This is a genomic window from Desulfomicrobium escambiense DSM 10707, assembly GCF_000428825.1.
GTDB lineage: Bacteria > Desulfobacterota > Desulfovibrionia > Desulfovibrionales > Desulfomicrobiaceae > Desulfomicrobium > Desulfomicrobium escambiense.
Map to the genome: position 1 here is coordinate 1 of NZ_AUAR01000029.1, position 20,853 is coordinate 20,853.

General features: G+C 55.6%; 17 protein-coding genes and 1 pseudogene. 15 read left to right on the forward strand and 3 right to left on the reverse strand.

Going from position 1 to position 20,853, the window contains the following annotated elements; translation table 11 throughout:
• Positions 1 to 469: 469 nt before the first annotated feature.
• From G394_RS0115580 to G394_RS19540, 10 genes are all read left to right on the forward strand, one after another.
• Positions 470 to 700: a hypothetical protein gene (locus G394_RS0115580; protein ID WP_028578457.1), complete on the forward strand. Its 231-nt coding sequence runs from the start codon at positions 470 to 472 to the stop codon at positions 698 to 700.
• Positions 697 to 1,065 carry a hypothetical protein gene (locus G394_RS0115585; protein ID WP_028578458.1) on the forward strand — a complete coding sequence of 123 codons (369 nt, stop codon included), beginning with the start codon at positions 697 to 699 and terminating at the stop codon, positions 1,063 to 1,065. Before G394_RS0115580 ends, G394_RS0115585 begins: the two co-directional genes overlap by 4 nt.
• 2 nt (positions 1,066 to 1,067) lie before the next feature.
• Positions 1,068 to 1,565 carry a hypothetical protein gene (locus G394_RS0115590; RefSeq protein WP_028578459.1) on the forward strand — a complete coding sequence of 166 codons (498 nt, stop codon included), beginning with the start codon at positions 1,068 to 1,070 and terminating at the stop codon, positions 1,563 to 1,565.
• Between the two features lie 513 nt (positions 1,566 to 2,078).
• Complete coding sequence (locus G394_RS0115595; RefSeq protein ID WP_028578460.1) at positions 2,079 to 2,294, forward strand: hypothetical protein; 216 nt, start codon at positions 2,079 to 2,081, stop codon at positions 2,292 to 2,294.
• Positions 2,291 to 2,986, forward strand: a complete 696-nt coding sequence (locus G394_RS19530) for a head maturation protease, ClpP-related (RefSeq protein ID WP_051307250.1) — start codon at positions 2,291 to 2,293, stop codon at positions 2,984 to 2,986. Before G394_RS0115595 ends, G394_RS19530 begins: the two co-directional genes overlap by 4 nt.
• Positions 2,987 to 3,009: 23 nt before the next feature.
• Entirely contained in the window at positions 3,010 to 4,293 is a 1,284-nt protein-coding gene (locus tag G394_RS19535) for a phage major capsid protein (RefSeq protein ID WP_051307251.1), read from the forward strand.
• A gap of 9 nt (positions 4,294 to 4,302) precedes the next feature.
• Positions 4,303 to 4,770 (forward strand): hypothetical protein, encoded by a 468-nt coding sequence (locus G394_RS0115610; protein ID WP_028578461.1) that lies wholly within the window; start codon positions 4,303 to 4,305, stop codon positions 4,768 to 4,770.
• Positions 4,771 to 4,935: 165 nt separating this feature from the next.
• A complete protein-coding gene (locus G394_RS0115615; RefSeq protein ID WP_028578462.1) occupies positions 4,936 to 7,356 on the forward strand; it encodes a tape measure protein in 2,421 nt (806 codons plus the stop codon).
• Between the two features lie 308 nt (positions 7,357 to 7,664).
• Positions 7,665 to 7,838, forward strand: coding sequence for a hypothetical protein (locus G394_RS21455; protein WP_211226305.1), 174 nt, complete (start codon positions 7,665 to 7,667; stop codon positions 7,836 to 7,838).
• 1,162 nt (positions 7,839 to 9,000) lie between these two features.
• Positions 9,001 to 10,284 (forward strand): type I restriction-modification system subunit M, encoded by a 1,284-nt coding sequence (locus G394_RS19540; RefSeq protein WP_211226307.1) that lies wholly within the window; start codon positions 9,001 to 9,003, stop codon positions 10,282 to 10,284.
• A 72-nt stretch (positions 10,285 to 10,356) separates the two neighbouring features.
• Here the strand turns inward: G394_RS19540 and istB are convergent, their stop codons facing one another.
• Complete coding sequence (istB, locus tag G394_RS0115630; protein WP_028578463.1) at positions 10,357 to 11,106, reverse strand: IS21-like element helper ATPase IstB; 750 nt, start codon at positions 11,104 to 11,106, stop codon at positions 10,357 to 10,359.
• A 16-nt stretch (positions 11,107 to 11,122) separates the two neighbouring features.
• Positions 11,123 to 12,643, reverse strand: a complete 1,521-nt coding sequence (gene istA / locus G394_RS0115635; protein ID WP_028578464.1) for an IS21 family transposase — start codon at positions 12,641 to 12,643, stop codon at positions 11,123 to 11,125.
• Positions 12,644 to 12,904: 261 nt separating this feature from the next.
• On the opposite strand from istA, the gene G394_RS19545 reads away from it, so the two are divergent.
• From G394_RS19545 to G394_RS0115665, 5 genes are all read left to right on the forward strand, one after another.
• On the forward strand, positions 12,905 to 13,759 hold the full coding sequence (locus G394_RS19545; RefSeq protein ID WP_211226308.1) for a hypothetical protein: 855 nt from the start codon (positions 12,905 to 12,907) through the stop codon (positions 13,757 to 13,759).
• A 139-nt stretch (positions 13,760 to 13,898) separates the two neighbouring features.
• Complete coding sequence (locus tag G394_RS20915; RefSeq protein WP_084435738.1) at positions 13,899 to 14,810, forward strand: Abi family protein; 912 nt, start codon at positions 13,899 to 13,901, stop codon at positions 14,808 to 14,810.
• A complete protein-coding gene (locus tag G394_RS20920; protein ID WP_156902641.1) occupies positions 14,807 to 16,210 on the forward strand; it encodes a restriction endonuclease subunit S in 1,404 nt (467 codons plus the stop codon). The genes G394_RS20915 and G394_RS20920 overlap by 4 nt, the downstream gene beginning before the upstream one ends.
• Positions 16,207 to 17,127, forward strand: coding sequence for a DUF5655 domain-containing protein (locus tag G394_RS0115660; protein WP_028578467.1), 921 nt, complete (start codon positions 16,207 to 16,209; stop codon positions 17,125 to 17,127). The genes G394_RS20920 and G394_RS0115660 overlap by 4 nt, the downstream gene beginning before the upstream one ends.
• Positions 17,128 to 17,144: 17 nt before the next feature.
• Complete coding sequence (locus tag G394_RS0115665) at positions 17,145 to 20,267, forward strand: type I restriction endonuclease subunit R (protein ID WP_028578468.1); 3,123 nt, start codon at positions 17,145 to 17,147, stop codon at positions 20,265 to 20,267.
• Positions 20,268 to 20,554: 287 nt separating this feature from the next.
• Here the strand turns inward: G394_RS0115665 and G394_RS0115670 are convergent.
• Positions 20,555 to 20,853, reverse strand: a pseudogene (locus G394_RS0115670) (IS1634 family transposase); the annotation flags it as partial.

Consider the following 20,853-nt stretch of genomic DNA (forward strand, 5'->3'; position numbering starts at 1 on the left):
ACCAAGTGCTCATTACGGACCATTTTATGAGTGTGCCGGGCGTGTCGTATCATCGAGTGCGCGGCGTTCTTCAGGCGTGCGCCATATCGGAATATCACGCCAAGCCAGGGCAGATTTTTATTCGAGACGAGGGCCAGTACAACCGAAAATCTTACGGGGTTGTGCGCTGATTGGTCAGTTCTTCATTTTGAAAAACGACTCATGGAAATTCAGTTTTTCAAAAATCCCTGTCGGGGGGGTAAACTGAATAACTGTAAAAACTGTAAAAACTGAAAAACTGAAAAACTAAGTCATTACATTGAGTTAGAGATTTTCGAGGGCCAAGTCAGTTTTTCAGTTTTTCAGTTTCCCCCCCCCCTCTGAAAATGAAAAACTGGCGAAAAACTGGCCAGGGAGAGTGACCTCTTCCCCATTGGCGAAACCATTCACGGGCGGCGCTGACCGACCCCACACGATAGGAAAAAAAATCATGAGCTACTTCGAAAAACTCTTGGCCACGGAATTGACCCTCAAGCCCGGAACGGTTCAACACGTTGGCGTCTTTCATGACGACGACTGCGGAATCTTCGCTGGCGGCCCCTGCACCTGCGACGCTGACGTGAAGGTGCTGGACGGGCCGATGCCTTTGAAGTGGTCCCAGGACTTCCGGCGGCGGTGCCGGGAGAGGCGCAAGGCCAAGGCCAAGGCGAACCGCCAATGAGCGACCCTTTCACCCGGCTACCTCTCCCCGACGACCGCGACCAGCTTTTGAAGGTCGCCCACTTGGCGGCCCTGGCCAGGGAAAACGGTATCCACTTCCAAGTGGTCGGTGGCTGGATCTTGCCCACCACGCCCTTGCCCTGGACCCCTGAGCGGGCCACTGCGCTACGCCGGACCCTGCACCACGTCGAACGGTGCCGGGGCTTCCTGCAGGCTCACAGCGAGGCGTTCCCGGTCATGCCCAAGGCCGAGGCCGAGAAGTGGCTGGCCGACCTGCACCGGCACCATGGAGCGGCTCTCCCCTGCTGGTGGAGCAAGGCCGTGGTCGGGATTGCTGAACAGATTCAACGAATGGTGGAGGTCTGAAAATGTCTGCTGTTTGGATGCCGGCCGCACGGCTGGTTGAGATCGTTGGCGATGGTGCGGCCCTGGTCCTACTGCGGGCCTACGGCGGCCGGGCGCTCTATCTGCGCAGGCATGAACCGCATCCCGACCTAGTGGCCATGGTCGGCATCGAGGCGGCCGAGGCCTTGACCCGGGAGATGGGTGGCACGGACGTGCTGTTCCCGTCCTGCGCGGTCCGACCGGCGACGGCGAAGGAACGGCTTGCTCCGCTACTTGAGGCCGGAATCAGTGCCCGTGACGCGGCGAGGCAGGCCGGATGCTCAACGCGGTTCGCTTCCGAGGTCCGCAAGGATCTGGGACTGTCCAGGCCACGACCGAAGAGGCCGAAGGCTGCCCGGGCGCTGATCGAAGGCATGATTCGGGCCGGGCGCAAGGACGCCGAGATTGCCGCGTCGTGCGGGGTGACGTGCAAGCACGTATGGTGCGTGCGGCTGGCCCTCCAGCGCCGCGCGCAGGCCTGACCCAGGAAGCCGCTGAAAAGCGGCTTTTTTCGTGCCCCCTGTGCGGCCCGCTCCGGGGCGCGTCCAGGCGGGTGGCCCATTGGTCAGGCAATGGCCCTGCGAGGCCACGGTGGGCGCGTGGCGAGGCGAGGCGCGGGCCTGCGAGGTGCGGACGATCCAGACCGGGGGGTGCGAAACTTGGGCGCCTTCCGCCTAAGACCGGCGTGCCCTCTACAATTTTTGCGTTGTCAAAATCAGGGCGGTTTTGGGCGGCGCCGCAGAAGGCGAGAAGGTGTTTGAGGCGAAGGTGAATCCGATGACAGTCACCATGAAGGCGTCGAGAATTCAAAGTGTAACAAATGTTACACCACAAGAAAACCTAGACGTCCCAACGGTTAAGCCTGGCCACACTGGCCACAAAATAAGCCCGGCAGAGATCGTGGAGGAGGTCGGGCGGCGACCCCGCGAACGAGTTCAGGGGAGTTGAACACGTTTGATCTGTTGCACAAGGGCCTCAACGAACGGAGGCCCTTTATGACTGAAAAAAAAATCCATGGAATCAGGCTGACCCCTGCCACGGCCAAGCGCTTGAAGGTCGAGGCCGCCAAGGCTGGCCTGCCCCAGGGCGAACTGCTGGAAGCTCTCCTCATCTTGGTGGAGCGCGGACAGTTGACCGAAGTGGACCTGGCTCGCGCCATGACGGAACACCACATGCGCGGCCACAGCCTCCCGCAAGGTGGCCCCCGATGAGCGTCCGACTCTCAGCCCGCGAACTCTGGAACCGTGCCGAGTCCGAGGCCCTGGCCCGCGTCAAGAACGGCCAGCCCGCACAGATCAGCCCGGGCATGGCCTACAACGCCGCCAAAGACGAGGCCACGGTTTTTGTGCTCGACGCGATTGGCGGATGGTTTGGCATTGACCCGAAGGAGTGGGTGCCTGCCTTCGCAGCGATCAAGGCGAAGACCATTCATCTGCGTGTCAACTCACCGGGCGGATCTGTTTTCGACGCGGAGTCCATGCGCACTATCGTTTCGCAGCATCCGGCGCGGGTGATTGCCCACATTGACGGCTACGCGGCCAGCGCCGCCGCTACTTTGGTCACAGCGGCCGACGAGGTGGAAATTTCCTCCGGTGCCTACATCATGGTCCACGACGCATGGGCCTGTGGCATGGGCCGGGCCGAAGAGCTGGAGAGTTGCGCGGCGCTGCTTCGGAAGACCACGGCAGGCATCGCAGCCGCCTATGCCCGGCGCACCGGGAAGCCCTTGGCGCAGGTCAGAAAGTGGATGGCTGACGAGACATGGTTCTCCGCTCCCGAGGCCCTGGAGCATGGGTTTGTGGACAAGATCTATGTCCCTGGCCCGGCCGCGTCCTCGACAGGCACCGACAAGGCCAAACGCGAACGCGCCCTGCAGCTCGCGGCCCTTCAAGCGAAAATTTAACCGAACCGAAAGGAGCTTTGAAAATGAACCTCGACGCACTTGTCACCAGGCAGACCCAAATCATGGACCAGGCCCGCGCCCTGCAGGAAAAGGACAACTTTTCCGACAGCGACCAGCGCAAGTTTGACGCCCTCATGAAGGAGGCCAACGCGCTTGCCCAGCAGGCAAGCAACTATCGCAAGTTGAACGGCCTCTCCGACCCCCAGGACGCCTTTTTCGTGGCCGGCAGTGCCAGCGACGTCGGCATTTCCATCGGCAATCAGCCCCGCGTCTACAAGAACCTGGGTGAGCAGATGCTCGACGTCATGGCCATGACCACGGGCACGGACATGCGGGCCAAGAGCGCGGCCGCTGAAAGGTATCAGCAGATCGTCAACGCGGCTGGCGGCAATACCAGCACCCCCTCCGAGGGCGGTTATCTGGTGGAGACTGACAAGGCGGCCGACATCGCCACCACGGCCATTCAGACCGGCGTCTTTTCGTCCCGGTGCTCCATCCAGCCCATCGGCCCGAACGCGGACAGCTATTCCTACTTGGCCGCGGATGATCGTGACCGCTCGGATGGCAAAATCAACGGCGTGAGCGTCTACCGCAAGGGCGAAGCGGATCTGATGCAGGACGGCGGCAAGGCGAAGCTGCAGGAACGCGAGTTGCGCCTGGAAGATTTGTATGGCTTGGTCTACGTCACGAACCGGATGCTCAGGGACGCGCCGGCCATGGCCGCCTATACGAAGCGCGTGCTTCGCCAGCAGCTTTCCTTCCGTCTGGATTCCGAGATCTGGTCCGGCAACGGCGCGGGGCAGTGCCTTGGCGTCATGAATTCCAATCTGCCCGTGACCGTGGCCAAGGAAACCAGCCAGACTGCCGGCACGATCGTGGCGGAAAACGTCGTCAAGATGATGGGCCGATTCAAGGGCAACCTGCGCAGCGCCTGCTGGTTCATCAATCAGGACTGCCTGCCGCAGTTCCCGCTGATGAAGATCGGCGACACCCCGGTCTACACGCCCGACTTCCGGGGCAATCCCTTCGGCGCTCTGTTCAGCTTGCCGATTGTGCCGGTGGAGTTCTGCGCGACCTTGGGCAACCTCGGTGACATCGTGTTGGCCGACTGGTCGGAATATTTGCTCGTAACCAAGGGCGGAGTCGAGGAAGCCGAGTCCATCCACGTGAAGTTCCTGACCGATGAGACGGCTTTCAGGTTCATCATGCGGAACAATGGGCAACCGATGCACGACAAGCCCATCACGCCCCTGAATGGCACAAACACCCTTTCCCCGTTCGTGACCCTGGCCGCGCGGACCGAGTAGGAGGACGCCATGAATATATCTGAACACGTCAAGATCGTTGAGGCCATCGCCCCCCAAGTGGGGGCGGCCATTACCGGCGACTACATATCCTTGAAAAAGGCCGGGCACGTCACGGTGCTTGTCCACGTCGCGCAGGGCCACGCCGACCCGGTGGCCATCAGCATCGAGCAGGCAACGGCCGTTGCGGGCACCGGCTCCAAGCCCCTGGCCAACGCGGTGCCCATCTATCTGGTCGCGGACGCGGCCACGTCGGACGCATGGGTGCGGCAGGATGACGACGTGGAGTACACGACCAGCGCGACCTTGAAGCACAAGCTCGTTGCGTTCGAGATCGACGCCAGCGCCCTGGACGTTGCCGGCGGGTTCGACTGCGTTTGCGTGAAGACCGCCGCGAGCAACGCCCTGAACGTGACCAGCGCGGTCTACCTACTGTCTGATCTGCGCTACGGCGTCGGTGCGTCGGCCATCGTGGACTAAGAAATTTCTTGCGCTGGCCCTGCAGTTCGGCGCTGGAATGTCCTGTTACCTCGGACACATCAAACCGAGGCGCGGCGCTTGGAGCAAAGCGCGCAGGTTTGAGCCCGCCCTGGAGAAATCTGGGGCGGGTTTTTTTCAAAAAAAAAGCAACAATAGGAGTGAGCCGTGGCTATCCGAATTCCCGGCATATTTGTTGAAATTCAGGGCGACTACAACCAACTTCGGGCGGACTTGAACACCGCGCGCGGCATCGTGAACGGGGCGGCCACGGATATGTCGAACGCCCTGAACAACGCCCTCTCCCCGCGTCAGGCAGGCAACGGCATCAACGCGCTGATTGCGGACTTGTCCAAGCTCAACAACGCGTCGAGGCTGACCGGCAAGGAATTCGACGCCCTTGGGGTGGACCTCGGCCAGTTGCAGCGGCTCACGGGGTTGACAGCGGCCGAGTTCTCGCAACTTCAGACGCGGATGCTGCAGACGAAAGCGGCCCAGGTTCAGGAACGGGCGCTGCGGTCGGTTGCCCAGGCCGCTGGACTGACCCGCCACGAGATCCAGCGTCTAGGCGCCCAAATGGGCGTGGACGCCCTGGCGGTCAAGCGCGTGTCCGACTCCATGAGTGGCGCGGCCGATTCCGCGGGCATGTTGGGCGCGGCCGCGCGCGCTGCGTTGGCATATTTGTCCGTTGACGCCGTGGTGCGATTTGGCGGCGCAGTCCTCAATGCCGGAATTGCCATGGATTCGCTGCAGCGTTCATTCGAGGCCATCACGGGAAGCGAGGCCGGCGCCGCGGAACTTATGGGATGGCTCCGGGACGAAGCAAGCCGACTCGGACAGAACTTCTACGAACTGGCCCCGGCCTTCAAATCACTGACGGCGGCCGCCCGAGGAACGACGCTTGAAGGCGAGGAAACCCGCAAGATATTCTCGGCAGTCACGGCCGCGTCAACGGCGTTGGGACTTTCCGTCGACCAGACAAAGGGCACCTTGCTTGCCATGGAGCAGATGATTTCGAAGGGCACCGTGAGCATGGAAGAACTGCGCAGGCAGTTGGGCGACCGACTTCCGGGCGCGTTCCAGTTGGCGGCCAAGGCCATGGGCGTCTCGACGGCCGAGCTCAACAAAATGGTGGCTGAAGGCCAAGTCATGGCTGACGATCTGCTTCCGAAGTTGGCGGCCGAGCTCCAGCGCGTCTACGGCCAAGCAGCCCAGACGGCGGCCCTGGAAACCGCACAAGCTGCGGTCAATGGCCTGTCCGAGGAATGGACCGACCTGAAGAACAATATGTTCCACAGCGAGTCGGCCGTGGCAGGAATCAACCTTGTTACGCAGGCCATCGCGGGCTTGAACAGCATGATTTCCCAGGTCCAGCAAGGCAAGACCCACTGGATCTGGGACGGGCTCCAGATGGAGCCTATGGACCCGAGCCGATACCGCGGCAAGGTCAACCGTGATATGGTCATGCCCGCTTATACTCCCCCGGCGGCGACCGTGGAGGCTCCCAAGGCCCAAAGCAAATCTGAAAAGGCGGCGGCTGACCGGGCCGCGAAGGCGGCCGCGAAGGCCTACGAGAAGATGCTGGAGGACGGCAGGAAGGCGGCCGAGGCCGTCGACGCATGGGGTGAGAAGTACGAGGACGCGCGCGTGCGTGCCATCGCGGATTCAGTGGCCGCGAACCAGCAAGCCCTGGAAAAGGACCTGCAGCTTGTGACCGAGTTCGCCGACCGGTTCAAGGCCGTGGTCCTCGGGGAGACGGAATTCAAGCTGGACCAGATTGACGCGCAGGCGGCCGCCTACATCAAGGCCGGCGCGGACGAGGTGGCCGTGGCCCGGTGGGTGGCCGCCGAAAAGTTGGCCATATCGCGCGACTGGCAGGATGGTGCGGCAAGGGCGCTGCAGGCCTATTCAGACGAGGCCACGAACGCAGCGGCGGCCGTCGAGGACGTCATGGGCATGGCCTTCCAGGGCATCGAGGACATGGTTGTCGAGTTCGTGAAGACCGGAAAACTGGAATTCGCGGACTTGGTGACGAGCATCAACGCCGAAATTGCCCGCCTGGCGTTCAAGTCCCTGGCGGCGGAATCCTATGACTGGCTAGGTTCTGCGCTGCAACTCGGAATGTCCGCGGCGTCTGCATACTTCGGCGGCGGCGGGAGCACGTTGAACCCGTCCGTGGCCCCGTCCGGCGCGTCCGGCTTGTATTACTCGGTCGGGCACCATGGCGGAGGCGTCGTCGGTTCTGAGGCGTCGTTTATGCGTCCGGTGCCTGCGGAGACATTCGCGGGCGCTCCCCGCTACCACAACGGGCTCATGCCGGATGAATTCCCGGCCATCCTGCAGAAGGGAGAGGGCGTTTTCACGCGTGGCCAGATGGAAGCCATGGGCGGCGGCGCATCGAACGGTGAAATCCGGACCCTACTGCGTGAGATTGCCCAGGGCGTCAGGGCGCAGCGTGGGACCAAGGTAGTCAACGCCATTGGAAAGGGAGCCATCGCCAACGAGTTGTCAGGGTCTGAGGGCGAGCAGGTTATTTTTAACCACATCCGCAGGAACCCCGCGGCGGTGCGGCGTATGCTGGGGCTGTAGCCACGGGCCCGCCTTCGAAAACGGGGGCGGGCTTTTTGTTGACCCGGACTGGATTCGTGTCTCAAAGCGAGATTCTCATTCATCGAATTTTTCGATTTTTGGGCGAAAATTTCCTGATTCATGATTTATTTCAAAAATATGCATTTTTTGTATATTTTGCATACACAAGCCTGTCACCATTTCATGAAAAATTATTCATTACAGCATGTTAATGTTTTGTTCGAGTCTCGCCTCCGTACCAGGAATGACAAGGGTCCGCGAATGTTAAGGTTCGCGGACCCTTTTTTCATGTCACCTCGAAAGTCACCATGCTCTCCCACACCGCCCGCCTGACCAACCGCCTCAAGGGCACAGCCTCCGTTTCCGAGAAGAATATCCTCCGCCAACGCAAAGACAATTTAAAACCCTCGACTGAGCGGTATATGGAGATGCAGCGCGAAGCCTTGAGAATGGGGATGGAGCAGGGTCTTAGAATGGATTAGTTAACTAGGTCTATTTTTTTCGTAATACTTTTTAAGTATACTTACCAGCTCATTGAAATTGATCCCAATCCCTGCAATATTTGGCTTGATTTCAACTATTTTACTGACATCAAAAATAACTTCATCGCTTATATATTTACTGTGTAGTAAATATTAAGATAGGTCTGTATGAAGAGAGGATTTTGCACGGCATAATGAATTTTTAACAGAACAAATAAATAACACATGTGTCATTATTGATGTATGCATTTCGATCAAATTTTATTCCGCGACGTGATAAGCTCCGTCCAGTGGATTTAATGAAATTTTCTAAGCGGTTTGAATAGCAATCTTCATGGAGATGAGTCGTAATAATATTCATTATGCTTTGAATTGTATCCGGATAAAAGATATTTCTGTAAGTGCTGTGTATATGTATAATTTCATCTGTAAATTTTTTTTCTTTGCAATAAATCACATCTATTATATATTATGACGCTAACTTAAAGTCAGGAAGACAAATATTATTATCTATATATCGGATATTATGGATCATATCATTCAATTTGGATCGTAAATTGCATTCGCATTCATGATCGATGCGTTTAAATCTATTCTTAATAATATTAATGATATCCATATTTCAATTCATAATTCAGATTTATTGTTGATGATATGCAGGCAAGATAAGCATGGACAAATTTTACATTATCATAGTATTTTGCTTGGTGATTTCTTCTGTTTAGTAGAGGTGCCGCATTTCAATATTTCATTGTTATTTTTTTGAATCAATATGTCTTGTATTGTTATATTGTCTAGCATGTTTTTGCTGTAATTGTCATATAAGTATTTATTCTAATATTTAGTGATAAATTCGTCTGGTTTTTATTTAGTTCAAAAAGACTCTAAAATCGTATTGTCCCTAACAAGTCGAATCGATCGATGTCTTACAGTTTATTATTCTTGACACTTCTGGATTCATGGGGCTTAACTTCACCGGGCAGTAAATGTTGCTCAGTGACCCATCTTGTGCGGCGGGGAATTCCTGTTCTTCGCTCGGCAGTGGCTTGTTTACATGCCGGACCAGGATTCGCGGCATAAAGTCATTCTGATGTTGCACAGCGAGAATGACCCGATTCTCGTTTTTTGACGAAATGAATTTTGACTATAAGGACCAGAGATAATGAATGGCGAAACGCACAGCCAGCTTGCTGGATTTATATGGAGTATCTGCAATCTATTGCGCGGCCCGTACAAGCGCAACGAGTACCGCAAAGTCATCTTGCCCCTTACGGTATTGCGTCGATTTGAGTGCCTGCTTGCAACCACGCGCCAGGCAGTTCTTGATGAATTCCGCGTTTTGGAAACGAAGCCGGAGCGGGTCCAGCAGGCGAGATTGCAGCAAATTTCAGGTCATCGCTTCTATAACCTTTCTAAGATGCAGTTTGCACTGCCCGAGAAGGATATTCACTCTCTCCTCGATGATCCCAATAATCTTGCGGCTAATCTGAACAACTACATCACCGGATTTTCCGCAAATGTGCGGGCCATCATGGAGAAGTTCAAGTTCAGCGAGCAGATTGCTCATATGGCCGAGAAAAACATTCTTTTCGAAGTCATCAAGGCGTTTGCAAAGGTTGATCTTTCGCCGGAGCGCGTCGACCAGATGCAGATGGGGTACGTGTTTGAGGAGTTGATCAGGATCGGGGCTGAACAATCCAACGAGGAAGCCGGAGAGCATTTCACTCCGCGCGAAGTCATCAAGCTTATGGTCAACCTGCTGCTTGCGCCCGAGCAGGACCTTGCCAAGAGCCACGTGGTCAAAACCATCTACGATCCTGCCTGCGGCACCGGCGGCATGCTTTCCGTCGCTGAGGAGTACATTCGCCATCTGAACAGCGAGGCCAAACCCAAAGTTTTCGGGCAGGACTGGAATGATGAAGCCTGGGCTGTGTGCAAATCGGACATGCTGATCAAAGGCGAGGATGCGGACAATATCATCCTGGGTGACACATTTGCCCAAGACGGCTTCAAGTCTGACGCCGACGGCAACAGATGGACGTTCGACTACATGTTGGCCAATCCGCCCTTTGGCGTCGAGTGGAAGCAGCAGCAGAAGTTCATCCAGCGAGAAGCCGACCTCCTGGGTTTTGACGGGCGGTTCGGTGCCGGTACGCCGCGTATCAACGATGGCGCCCTTCTTTTTCTGCAACACATGATTTCCAAGATGCGTCCTGTCGAGAGAGGTGGAAGCCGTATCGGAATCGTCTTCAACGGGTCACCGCTCTTCACTGGAGATGCCGGCAGCGGGGAAAGCGAGATCCGTCGCTGGATCATCGAAAAGGACTGGCTGGAAGCAATCGTAGCACTGCCCGAACAGCTTTTTTACAACACCGGCATCGCCACCTACATCTGGGTTATCACAAACAGAAAACACGATGAGCGCGAAGGTGCGGGATTTCACTGAAAACGGCTGGGTAGTACGGGGGAAAACGGCCACCTCTCGGAGCGAAGCGACGCTGGATTTCTTCCTGTGTCTTTAGTGGCCGTTTTCCGTCAAGGGGGAGGTGTTCTTTCGCATGGAATCCCCCTTGAGTTCCAGGCGGTGGGCGTCGTGGACGAGACGGTCCAGGATGGCGTCCGCCAGGGTCGGGTCCTTGAACCGTTCATGCCAGGACGGTACCGGCGCCTGGCTGGTCAGCAAGGTCGATTTGTTCCTGAAGCGGTCATCGAGGATGTCGATGATCTGTCTGGCCTGATCCGCCGAAACGGGGTCCCTGAGCCAGTCGTCGATGATGAGCAGATCCCTCTTGGCGAGCTTTGCGGCAAGCTTCGGATAGGAACCATCCACGACAGAGATGGTCAGTTCCCTGATGAAGTCCGAGAAACGGTAGTAGATGGTCCGGTAGCCCTCGCGGCAAGCCTTTCGTCCCAGAGCGCAGGCGAGATAGCTCTTTCCGACTCCGGTCGGCCCCGTGATGATGAGGTTGTGGTGGCGGGAGATCCAGGAGCAGCCGGCGAGTTCCAGATAGACCCTCTTGTCGAGTCCTCTCTTGGCCCTGAAGTCCACGTCCTCGACGTCAGCCCTGGTTTTAAGACGCGTTTCCTGAAGGCGGCGGGTCAGCCGTCGATTCTCCCGCAGCGTAAATTCCCGGTCCACAAGCAGACCTAGCCTGTCCTCGAAGGGCATGTCGCCGAATGCCGGCGAGCCCATCTGTTCCCGCAGTCCGTCCAGAAATCCCTCAAGCTTCATCTGGGCCAGCTTTTCTATAGCCTGATTGATCAGCATCTCCGTACTCCTTGGATTAGTGGTAGAAGTCCGCGCCGCGGACGTTTGCATGACCGCCGAAGGCTTCATCCTCCTCGGCTATTGTGAGCAGATCCTGCTTGTTCTCCAGGATGTGCATGACGTGTCGCCTGGTCAGCAGCCCGAAATGCAGGGCCCGCTGGCAGGCCTGCTCCAGGCGTGCTCGGCCGTATGCTTTCTCCAGCCTGAGCAGGCCGAGGCTGCTGCGGTATCCCTGTTCCGGGTGAGAACGGGCCTCGATAATGGCGTTGACCACGGCGAGGGCCGACGGCCCGATGCTTCTGGCCCAGGCCCTGATCCTGCCGCCCGAGCAGTTTGCCGCTTCCTGATGCGCCAAGGGCATGTGCGTTGGCAGCGTCGTATGCCTGTGCGGAACGCGGCTCCTTGGATGCGAGGCCACACGCACGTTCTCGTGGAAGACCTCCACCATGTTGCCGGTGAACCTGACGTCCACGGTCTTGTGTGCCAGGGTGTACGGGACGGAGTAGTAATGCCTGTCGACCTCGATGTGGTAGTCGAGGTTGACCCGGACCTTCTTCCATGTGGCCAGCTCGTAATCGGTCGGCGGGAGAGGCTTGAGTTCGGACCGGTCCCAGAGTTCGAAGAGTTCCCGCCGTGACTTCCCGTACTCCCGCATGACCCGGTCGTTCAGTTCGGCAAGCTTCTCGGCCATGGCCGCGTTGAGTTCTTCGAATGAGAAGAACCGCCTGTCCCGCAAGGGAGCCAGGACCCATCTCTCGACATTTTGGACCGCCACCTCGGCTTTGGCCTTGTCCCGGGGTTTTCCGGCGCGGGCCGGGATGACCGCCACGCCGTAATGCTCGGCTAGTTCCTGATACGCCGGATTGACGTCGGGGTCGTAACGACAGGCCTTGGAGACGCCGGCCTTGAGGTTGTCGGGCACCAGGATGGCGCTGACACCGCCGAAGTAGCGGAAGGCCCGGACGTGGCATGACAGCCATGAGGCGATGTCCTGCCCCGGAACGGCATGGGCGAACGTGTAGCTGGACGCTCCGATGGTGGCGACAAAGATTTGGGCCTTGCTGACGACTCCGGTCAGGGGATCGATGATCTCCATGGTCGGCCCGGCGAAGTCCACAAAGGTCTTCTCGCCGGCCTTGTGCTCGAAACGCATGACGACGCGCTTACTACCGGCCCAGGCCCGATAGAGCTGGCAGAACCTGGTGTAGCGGTACCCGTCGGGGTGCTCCTGATGATATTCGAGCCAGAGGAGCCGCAACGTCACGCCTTTGCGGGCCAGTTCATGGCGGACGCGTTCCCAGTCGGGAAGCGCTTTACCCTTCACGGCATCGACGGACGGCAGGGAACGGGGAAAGAGCAAGGCGTCGAGCTTGTCGGCGCTCATGCCCTCGGGGAGGGGCCACGTGATGCCTGCATCACTGGCGCGTTGGATATATTTCTGGACGGTTGACCGGGCCAGACCGACGGCTCCGGCAATTTCGTTCTGGCTCACTCCAGCCATGTGGAAGAGCCTCAATACCTCGTTCACCTTTCTCATGGATAACCTCTTTCGCGGCATGCCTCCCTCCTTTCTCGTCATGGAGGGACAACCTACCGCATATTCATGGTTATCCAGCGTTTTTTACTTCTAACTCCTCGTCATCACGAACAATACAATCGAAAACGGCCGGCCGGTGCAATAATCTCTGATAAGTGGCCGCGATCAGAGTGTACGAGGTGGCCGTTTTCCGTTGTTTTGGGTGGCCGTTTTCGATTGCACGACCCGGCCGTTTTCACGTGTTCCGCGCACGAAGGCAGGGTGCAGCTTATTGATGCCCGCAATTTCTGGGTTCCCATGGAGAAATCCCTGGGCAACAAGCGCCGCCGCATCGGTGATCCGCAGGACAAGGCCAAGGATCCGGACCACATCGCCGAGATCACGCGAATCTATGAAGGTTTTTCAAACGGCGAAACTCGCTCCTTCACCCTTGAAGGCAAGGAAAAGGAGTTGGTGGTCAGCATGATCTTCGACAATGAAGACTTCGGGTACCACAAGATCACTGTCGAACGTCCGCTGCGTCTGAATTTTCAGGTTACGGCCGAGCGCATGGCCCGACTTGAGGAAATGAAGGCCTTCAAGACTCTCGCGGGCAGCACCAAGAAGAGCGAATCCGCTCGGCAGCGTGACATTTTAGCCGGAATGGAGCGCCAGCAGGTCATCCGAGAATTGATGGCCGCCTTTGCCGAAAAGCACGGCGAAACGTTGTTTATGGATCGCGAGAAGTTTCTGCGTGCCTGGCGAGAAATCGAACGCGTTAAACGCGTCAAGCTGGCTGCTCCTGAACTCAAGTTGGTTCTGGCGGGTCTAGGCGAACGGGATGAGAACGCTGAAATCTGCCGGGACAGAAAGGGCGAGCCTGAACCCGACACAGATCTTCGCGATACCGAAACCGTGCCCCTCAAGGATGACATCGAAGGCTACTTCCTGAGGGAAGTGCTGCCGCACGTACCCGATGCCTGGATAGACGAAACCAAGACCAAGATCGGGTACGAAATTCCGTTCAATCGGCATTTCTACCGCTACGAGCCGCCCAGACCTCTTGAGGATATCCAGGCAGAGATCAAGGCGTTGGAAGGGGAGATCCTTGAACTGCTCAGAGAGGTGACGGCATGATCCGTCCATTTCCTGGTTGCAGCTTATGGGGTCTTGATTTTTTCGCAATGTCCCTTATTATGCTATTTAACAACACCCCCCACGCATCTCGTCAGATCTGCGCACCATGGGGGGTCACTTGTTTTTTGGGGGCGGCGTAATGCGATTCGCCAAGCCTCCCAAAACCTTCCCTGAGCAGCTTGATCTGCTTGTCTCCCGCGGGATGCTGGTCGATGACCATGACCGGGTTCTGCGCTACCTCCGCCATCTGAATTATTACCGTCTGACTGCCTACTGGCTTCCTTTCGAAGAAGACCATGCCGCGCATCGATTCAAGCCTGGCACCACCTTCGACAGGGTGCTTGAGCTCTATATCTTTGACCGGGAGCTCAGGCTGCTGGTCATGGATGCCGTTGAACGATTTGAAGTGTCCCTGCGCACGCATTGGGCTTACCATCTGGCCCACGCCTATGGACCGCACGCCCATCTTGATGCCGCCCTGTTCAAACCGGACAGGCCACCGCAGTGGCGGCATCGTGAAGCTGTTGCCGCCTTGCAGGAAACGGTGCGGCTTAGCTCGGAGGTCTTTATCCGTCATCTGCGGGACACCTATGACGAGGCCCTGCCTCCAGTCTGGGCGCTGTGCGAGATCATGACCTTCGGCCAACTCTCCAAATGGTACGCCAATCTGGTCAGCAGTCGGGATCGAAACGCCATTGCCAGACAATATGATCTGGACGAAAAGAATCTGTCGTCCTTTCTTCATCACCTGTCTGTTATCAGGAATTACTGCGCCCATCATGCCCGCCTCTGGAACCGAGAATTCACCATTGCCTGGAGCCTTCCGCTCCATCGCCCCTCCGCTGTTGTCGACAGCCTGAATCGCCGCGACGGCAAACGAATCTATAACGTTTTGGCGATGCTTGCCTGCCTCATGGACATCATCAATCCCGGCCACCACTGGAAGTCACGGCTTGGCGATCTGCTCCGCCGGCATCCGGGAGTGAGGCCGGGTGCGATGGGGTTTCCTGATGACTGGCAGGAATTGCCTTTGTGGAGGGGGAAGTTGTGAAATATCCTAGCTACCCAGAATATAAGGATAGCAGAGTGCCGTGGCTTGGGCAGGTTCCGTCGCATTGGGAAGTAAAGAAGCTTGGCTATATGGCAGCCAAAATTGGGAGCGGGAAGACACCAACTGGCGGAGCCACGACATATGTTGATGAAGGTGTCTTATTTTTACGCAGTCAGAATATTTATGATAGTGGGTTAAAACTCGAAGATGTCGTCTATATTGAAAATGATGTTGATGCTGAAATGGCGAATACTCGTGTCATTGAAAATGACATATTGCTCAATATAACAGGGGCATCAATTGGGAGATCGTGTATAGTTCCAAAAAAATTACCTAGAGCTAATGTAAATCAACACGTTTGCATCATTCGTCAAAATAAAAATTGCCATAGTGTGTTTGTTTCATGGGTGATGAAGTCTATATGTATTAAATATCAGATTCAAAATGCTCAAAATGGTGCTGCTCGAGATGGACTAAATTTTGATCAAGTAGGTAATTTGTTAATACCTCTCCCGCCGCTCGAAGAGGAGAATATTATTGTTGATTTTCTTGAGCGTGAGACAGAAAGAATAGATACTCTATTGGAAAAGAAGCGTAGGTTGATCGCACTCCTCAAAGAGAAACGCATCGCCATTATCTCTCGTACAGTCACGCGTGGGTTGCCCGAAGATGTGGCTAGAGAATTTGGCCTCGAACCACACAGGCGTTTCAAAGATTCTGGTGTCGAATGGTTGGGAGATGTCCCGGACGGATGGAAAGTGTGTAAATTGAAAACTATCACTGAATCTCGTTGTGATGGGCCATTCGGAAGTGGTCTCAAATCCGAGCACTACACTGATGAAGGTGTTCGCGTTGTCCGATTACAAAATATTCGATTTGCACAATTTGACAATCGTGTTGCTGCCTATATTGATAGGGAATACTATCAAGGACTTGGTGATCATTCTGTAATTCCAGGAGATGTATTGATTGCTGGACTTGGCGATGAGAATAATCCCGTAGGGAGATCCTGTTGCGCTCCAGATAATCTTGGCGATGCAATGGTAAAAGCAGATTGTTTCAGGTTTCGCTTGCATCGAAAAAATGCATATTCACCTTTTATCGCGCTACAACTATCTGTAACTGCGAATGTACTTGCTGGAGCGCTTTCAACTGGGACAACTCGTGGTAGGATGAACTTGCAGGTAACTGCAAATCGAGAGATTGGATTGCCTCCATTTATTGAACAAACTGCCATAGCCATCTACCTCGATCGCGAGACCGCTAAAATCGACCGACTGGTGGAAAAGGTCGAAGCCGCCATTGAACGTCTTCAAGAACTCCGTTCTGCCCTGATCACCGCTGCCGTCACCGGCAAAATCGACGTGCGAAGCGCTTTTCCGCAAAAGGATGTAGCATGAGCGATATCAAACTGTTTCGAATCCTTTCGCCTGGTGTCATAGAACTTCAAGGCCAGTCCATGGCGCTGGAGCGCGAACTTCAAACGCTCATGGAAAAGAATTTGGAAACCTTGCTTGGACTGCGTTTTCTCGCCTCCGAGTATTCCACCGGGGCAAAGCATAAGGGCCGTATCGATACCCTGGCCATCGATGAAAACCGCTGCCCGGTTATTATCGAATACAAGCGCACCAGCAATGAAAACGTGATCAATCAGGGGCTGTTTTACCTTGATTGGCTCATGGATCATCAGGCTGAATTCAAATTTCTCGTTATGGAAAAATTTGGCAAAGAAACAGCAGATAACATTGAATGGAGCGCGCCACGTCTGCTGTGCATTGCTGGTGATTTTACGCGTTATGATGAACATGCGGTTTTGCAGATGAATCGCAATATTGAGCTGATCCGCTATCGCCATTACCCCGACGGATTTTTAATCCTTGAAAAGGTCAACAGTGCTTCCTCGGACGCATCAATCCCATCCGTCTCCATTACTTCGGAAGCCAAGGGCAACAAGCATGTCTACAAGACCGTGACTCAGTATCTGGAGAGCGCGCCCGAGGATGTCAAAGCTTTGTACCAGGCTGTGGAGGATTTGCTTATTTCGATGGGAGACGATGTCGATAAGAAGGTCCTGAAATTCTATGTGGCCTTCAAACGCATTAAGAATTTTGCCTGTGTGGAAGTGCGAAATCAGGCGAAGAGCGTGCTCGTATTTCTGAAATGTCCGATCACGCCAGACACCATTATCGAGGGCTTGACCCGAGACGTGAGCGGTATCGGCCATTTCGGCACCGGAGACCTGGAAGTCACGATTCGCAGCAAGGAAGATATTGAACGTGCGCGTCGTCTGTTTGAGATGAGCTATCAGTTGAACTGACTTTAAGGAAGGAGCCTATGTCCCAGACCTCAGAAAGGGCCTTTGAATCCTACGTGGAGCAGATGCTTCTGTCCAAAGGGTGGAAGCAGGGTTCGGTTGCCGAATGGGACAAGGATCGGGCGTTGTTCCCCAGCGAAATTTTCGACTTCATAGCCACCACCCAGGCTGATCTGTGGGAATTGATGCGTGGGCAGCATGGGGTCCAACTTGAACCGATGCTCCTCGCTGCCTTGGTCAAGGAACTGGGGATCAAAGGGACGCTTCATGTATTGCGTCACGGCTTCAAGTTCTTCGGCAGGACCTTTCGGTTGGCCTGGTTCAAGCCCGCTCATGGCCTCAATGAGGACGTGCTGGCTCTTTACGGGGCGAACCGTCTCTCGGTGACGCGCCAGATTCCCTGCCATCCTGGTGATAACGCCACCATCGATCTGCTATTTTCCGTCAACGGTCTGCCCGTGGCAACGTGCGAGCTCAAAAATCCCTGGACTGGCCAGACCTGGCGAAACGCTGTGCTGCAGTACCGGGAGGATCGCAACCCCCAGGCGCCACTTTTCGAGTTCAAGAAGCGGGCTCTGGTGCATTTTGCCGCGGATCCGGACGAAGTGCACATGACCACCAGGCTTGCCGGGGCCAAGACATATTTCCTGCCTTTCAATCGCGGCAGCCATCCCGGCGAGGTGCGCTGTGGCGCGGGTAACCCGCAGCATTCGTCAGGATACCGTACTGGATACTTCTGGGAGGAAGTGCTGGAGCGGGAGAGCTTCCTGGATATCCTCGGCCATTTCATCTTCGTCGAAAAAAAGGACCAGAAGGTCGACGACGGCAAGGGTGGCAGTAAGATTTCGACCCGCGAAACCCTGATATTCCCTCGCTACCATCAACTGGACGCCACCCGGAAATTGATCGTCGCCGCCAGTGCGGACGGACCGGGACAAAACTATCTGATCCAGCATTCGGCCGGCAGCGGCAAAACCAATTCCATTTCCTGGCTTTCCCACCGACTGGCCAGCCTTCACGATGCGCGGGATCACAAGATCTATGATTGCGTTATTGTCATTACCGACAGGCAGGTGCTCGATCGGCAGTTGCAGGATGCCATTTATCAGATCGAGCATGCCCAGGGGGTGGTGAAGGCCATTGACCAGGACTCCAGGCAGTTGGCCGAGGCCTTGGTGGACGGCACCAGGATCGTGATCACCACGCTGCAGAAATTCCCCTTTGTTTTGCGCGGGTTGTTGCGAGTGGCCGGCGCCAATAGCGTCTACAGCCCTGACGAAGAGGCAAAGAAACAGGCCAAGGTCTGGGAAGAGGAGATCGGCAAAAGGCGCTATGGCGTGATTGTCGATGAGGCGCACTCCTCCCAGACCGGGGAGACGGCGCGTGAACTGAAGGCCATCCTTGGGGCTGGGAGCGGCGCCAATGGGGACGGTGAAGATGCGGACTGGGAAGACGAGTTGAATCGGGTCATGGCTTCGCGCGGCCGCCAGCCGAACCTGAGCTTTTTTGCCTTTACCGCCACGCCCAAGGGCAAGACCTTGGAGTTGTTTGGGCACATCGGAAGCGATGGCAAACCTGAGCCAATCCATTTTTACAGCATGCGGCAGGCAATCGAGGAGCGATTCATTCTCGACGTGCTGCAGAACTACACCACCTACAAAACCTACTTCAAGCTGATCAAGGCGATCGAGGACGACCCCAACCTGCCCAAGAAGAAGGCGGCGCGGGCGTTGGCCAAGTTTCTGGTCATGCACCCGACCAACATTGCCCAGAAGATCGAGGTCATCGTCGAGCATTTCCGCCGCAATGTGCGCATCCACCTGGGAGGACGGGCCAAGGCCATGGTGGTGACCGGTTCGCGTCTGCATGCGGTCAAGTACATGAATGCCTTCCAGAGCTATATCGACGAGAAAGGATACGAAGATATCCGTGCTCTCGTGGCCTTCAGCGGCACGGTCCGCGATCCGGAAACCGGAGCGGAATACACCGAACCGGGAATAAACATCGATGTGGTTAGCGGCCGACATATCAGCGAGAAGCAGCTGCCCGAACGCTTCGGATCCCCCGACTATCAGGTGCTCTTGGTGGCCAATAAATACCAGACCGGTTTTGATCAGCCCCTGCTCATGGCAATGTACGTGGATAAGCGCCTGGACGGAGTGCAGGCGGTCCAGACCCTGTCGCGCCTCAATCGAATGGTGCCGGGCAAGGAGGCTCCATTTGTTCTCGATTTCGTCAACGAGTCGGAAGACATTTATCGAGCCTTCAAACCCTACTACGACGCCACAAGCCTGCAGGAATGCTCTGACCCTGCCCAGCTTGAACAACTCAAGCACGATCTGGATGGCTTCCAAATCTATCATTGGTCTGAGGTGGAAGCCTTCGCCCGTATCTTTTATCGCCCGGTGAAAAAGCAAAACCCCGCTGACCACGCCAATCTTCAACGCTATCTTCAACCGGCGGTGGACCGTTTCAAGGACCTGGAAGACGAAGAGCAGCGGAACGAATTCCGCGACAAGCTGAACGGCTATGTCAAGGTCTACAGCTTCCTCAGTCAGATCATCCCATATGCCGATCCTGAATTGGAGATGCTCTACAGCTTCGGCCGATTCCTGTTGCCGCTCTTGCCTTTGGAGCGAGAGTCTGGACCGGTGAAACTGGGGGATGAGGTAGGACTCCAGTATTATCGCCTGCAGCGTGTTTTCTCCGGGGCCATCGATTTGCGTGAGGGGGAAGGAGAGTATGGCGTTAAAAGCCCAACCGACGTCGGGAGCGGAAAATCCAAGGAAGAAAAAGCGCCTCTTTCTGAGATCATAGATGTGCTGAACACGCGCTTCGGAACCAAGTTCACCGAGGAAGACAGGCTCTTCTTCGAGCAGATCAAGGAAAAAGCTGCCAACACCCCCGAAGTGGTTCGCCTGCGCCAGGCTAACCCATTCGATAAATTTCAATTGGGTCTACGGCAGATGCTCGAAGATTTGATGATTCAGCGAATGAGCGAGAACGATAAGATTGTTTCTCGATATATGGATGACAAGGATTTTGAGAATGCGGCTTTTGGGGTGTTGTCAAGGGTGATTTATGATACGATTCCTGAGGATAATTTTATAAATAAATCAGAATTACTAATGCACAGGCCATAAAATTATAGAAATAATACATTAGTTTTACATATTAACAATTTGAAGAAGTAGATATTGCTGTGGTCCGAAGTTTCCCGGAAGGTCAGGGGGACACACTTGGTGGGAAAAATAAAAACAGCTTCATGAACACAAATGCATCGTTCATGAAGCTGTTTCATTTGGAAAACTGCGCGGCAACTGCCGTTTGTTATGCTACGGGATAGCCAAACGCGAGGGGTCCGCGAATCTAACAGGAGTTTCGACAGTTTCTGGTCAAATGAGCCGGCTATTCCCAATAATACAGCATATTAGCTCTTGATTTTCTGTAAGACCCCACGCTCGACTTCATAGCCGAACGCAGCCAGGACCCTGGCCTGATCCGGCGTTGGCTCCTCGATCATCCGCCATGCCTTTTCCTTCTCTCCGTTCCAGCACAGACACGAGTGCAGATTGCGCATGAGGTCCATGGTCCGCTGCGCGGTCATGTGGATGCCGGCGTCTTCCAGCTTCAGTTCGATCAAACGCAGATACGCCAAAGCTATGATGCAGCTCAGGAAGTGGCACCTGATTTTCGAATCGGTCCAGTGTCGTATCGGGAACATGCTGA

Bases quoted from the DNA above. Each gene is read 5' to 3' on its own strand.
- G394_RS19535 (WP_051307251.1), top strand. From the start codon at position 3,010: ATGAACCTCGACGCACTTGTCACCAGGCAGACCCAAATCATGGACCAG.
- G394_RS0115585 (WP_028578458.1), top strand. From the start codon at position 697: ATGAGCGACCCTTTCACCCGGCTACCTCTCCCCGACGACCGCGACCAG.
- G394_RS19530 (WP_051307250.1), top strand. From the start codon at position 2,291: ATGAGCGTCCGACTCTCAGCCCGCGAACTCTGGAACCGTGCCGAGTCC.
- istB (WP_028578463.1), bottom strand. From the start codon at position 11,106: ATGCTGATCAATCAGGCTATAGAAAAGCTGGCCCAGATGAAGCTTGAG.
- G394_RS0115590 (WP_028578459.1), top strand. From the start codon at position 1,068: ATGTCTGCTGTTTGGATGCCGGCCGCACGGCTGGTTGAGATCGTTGGC.
- G394_RS0115610 (WP_028578461.1), top strand. From the start codon at position 4,303: ATGAATATATCTGAACACGTCAAGATCGTTGAGGCCATCGCCCCCCAA.
- G394_RS0115660 (WP_028578467.1), top strand. From the start codon at position 16,207: ATGAGCGATATCAAACTGTTTCGAATCCTTTCGCCTGGTGTCATAGAA.
- G394_RS20915 (WP_084435738.1), top strand. From the start codon at position 13,899: ATGCGATTCGCCAAGCCTCCCAAAACCTTCCCTGAGCAGCTTGATCTG.
- G394_RS19540 (WP_211226307.1), top strand. From the start codon at position 9,001: ATGAATGGCGAAACGCACAGCCAGCTTGCTGGATTTATATGGAGTATC.
- G394_RS0115595 (WP_028578460.1), top strand. From the start codon at position 2,079: ATGACTGAAAAAAAAATCCATGGAATCAGGCTGACCCCTGCCACGGCC.
- istA (WP_028578464.1), bottom strand. From the start codon at position 12,643: ATGAGAAAGGTGAACGAGGTATTGAGGCTCTTCCACATGGCTGGAGTG.
- G394_RS0115580 (WP_028578457.1), top strand. From the start codon at position 470: ATGAGCTACTTCGAAAAACTCTTGGCCACGGAATTGACCCTCAAGCCC.
- G394_RS0115665 (WP_028578468.1), top strand. From the start codon at position 17,145: ATGTCCCAGACCTCAGAAAGGGCCTTTGAATCCTACGTGGAGCAGATG.
- G394_RS21455 (WP_211226305.1), top strand. From the start codon at position 7,665: ATGCTCTCCCACACCGCCCGCCTGACCAACCGCCTCAAGGGCACAGCC.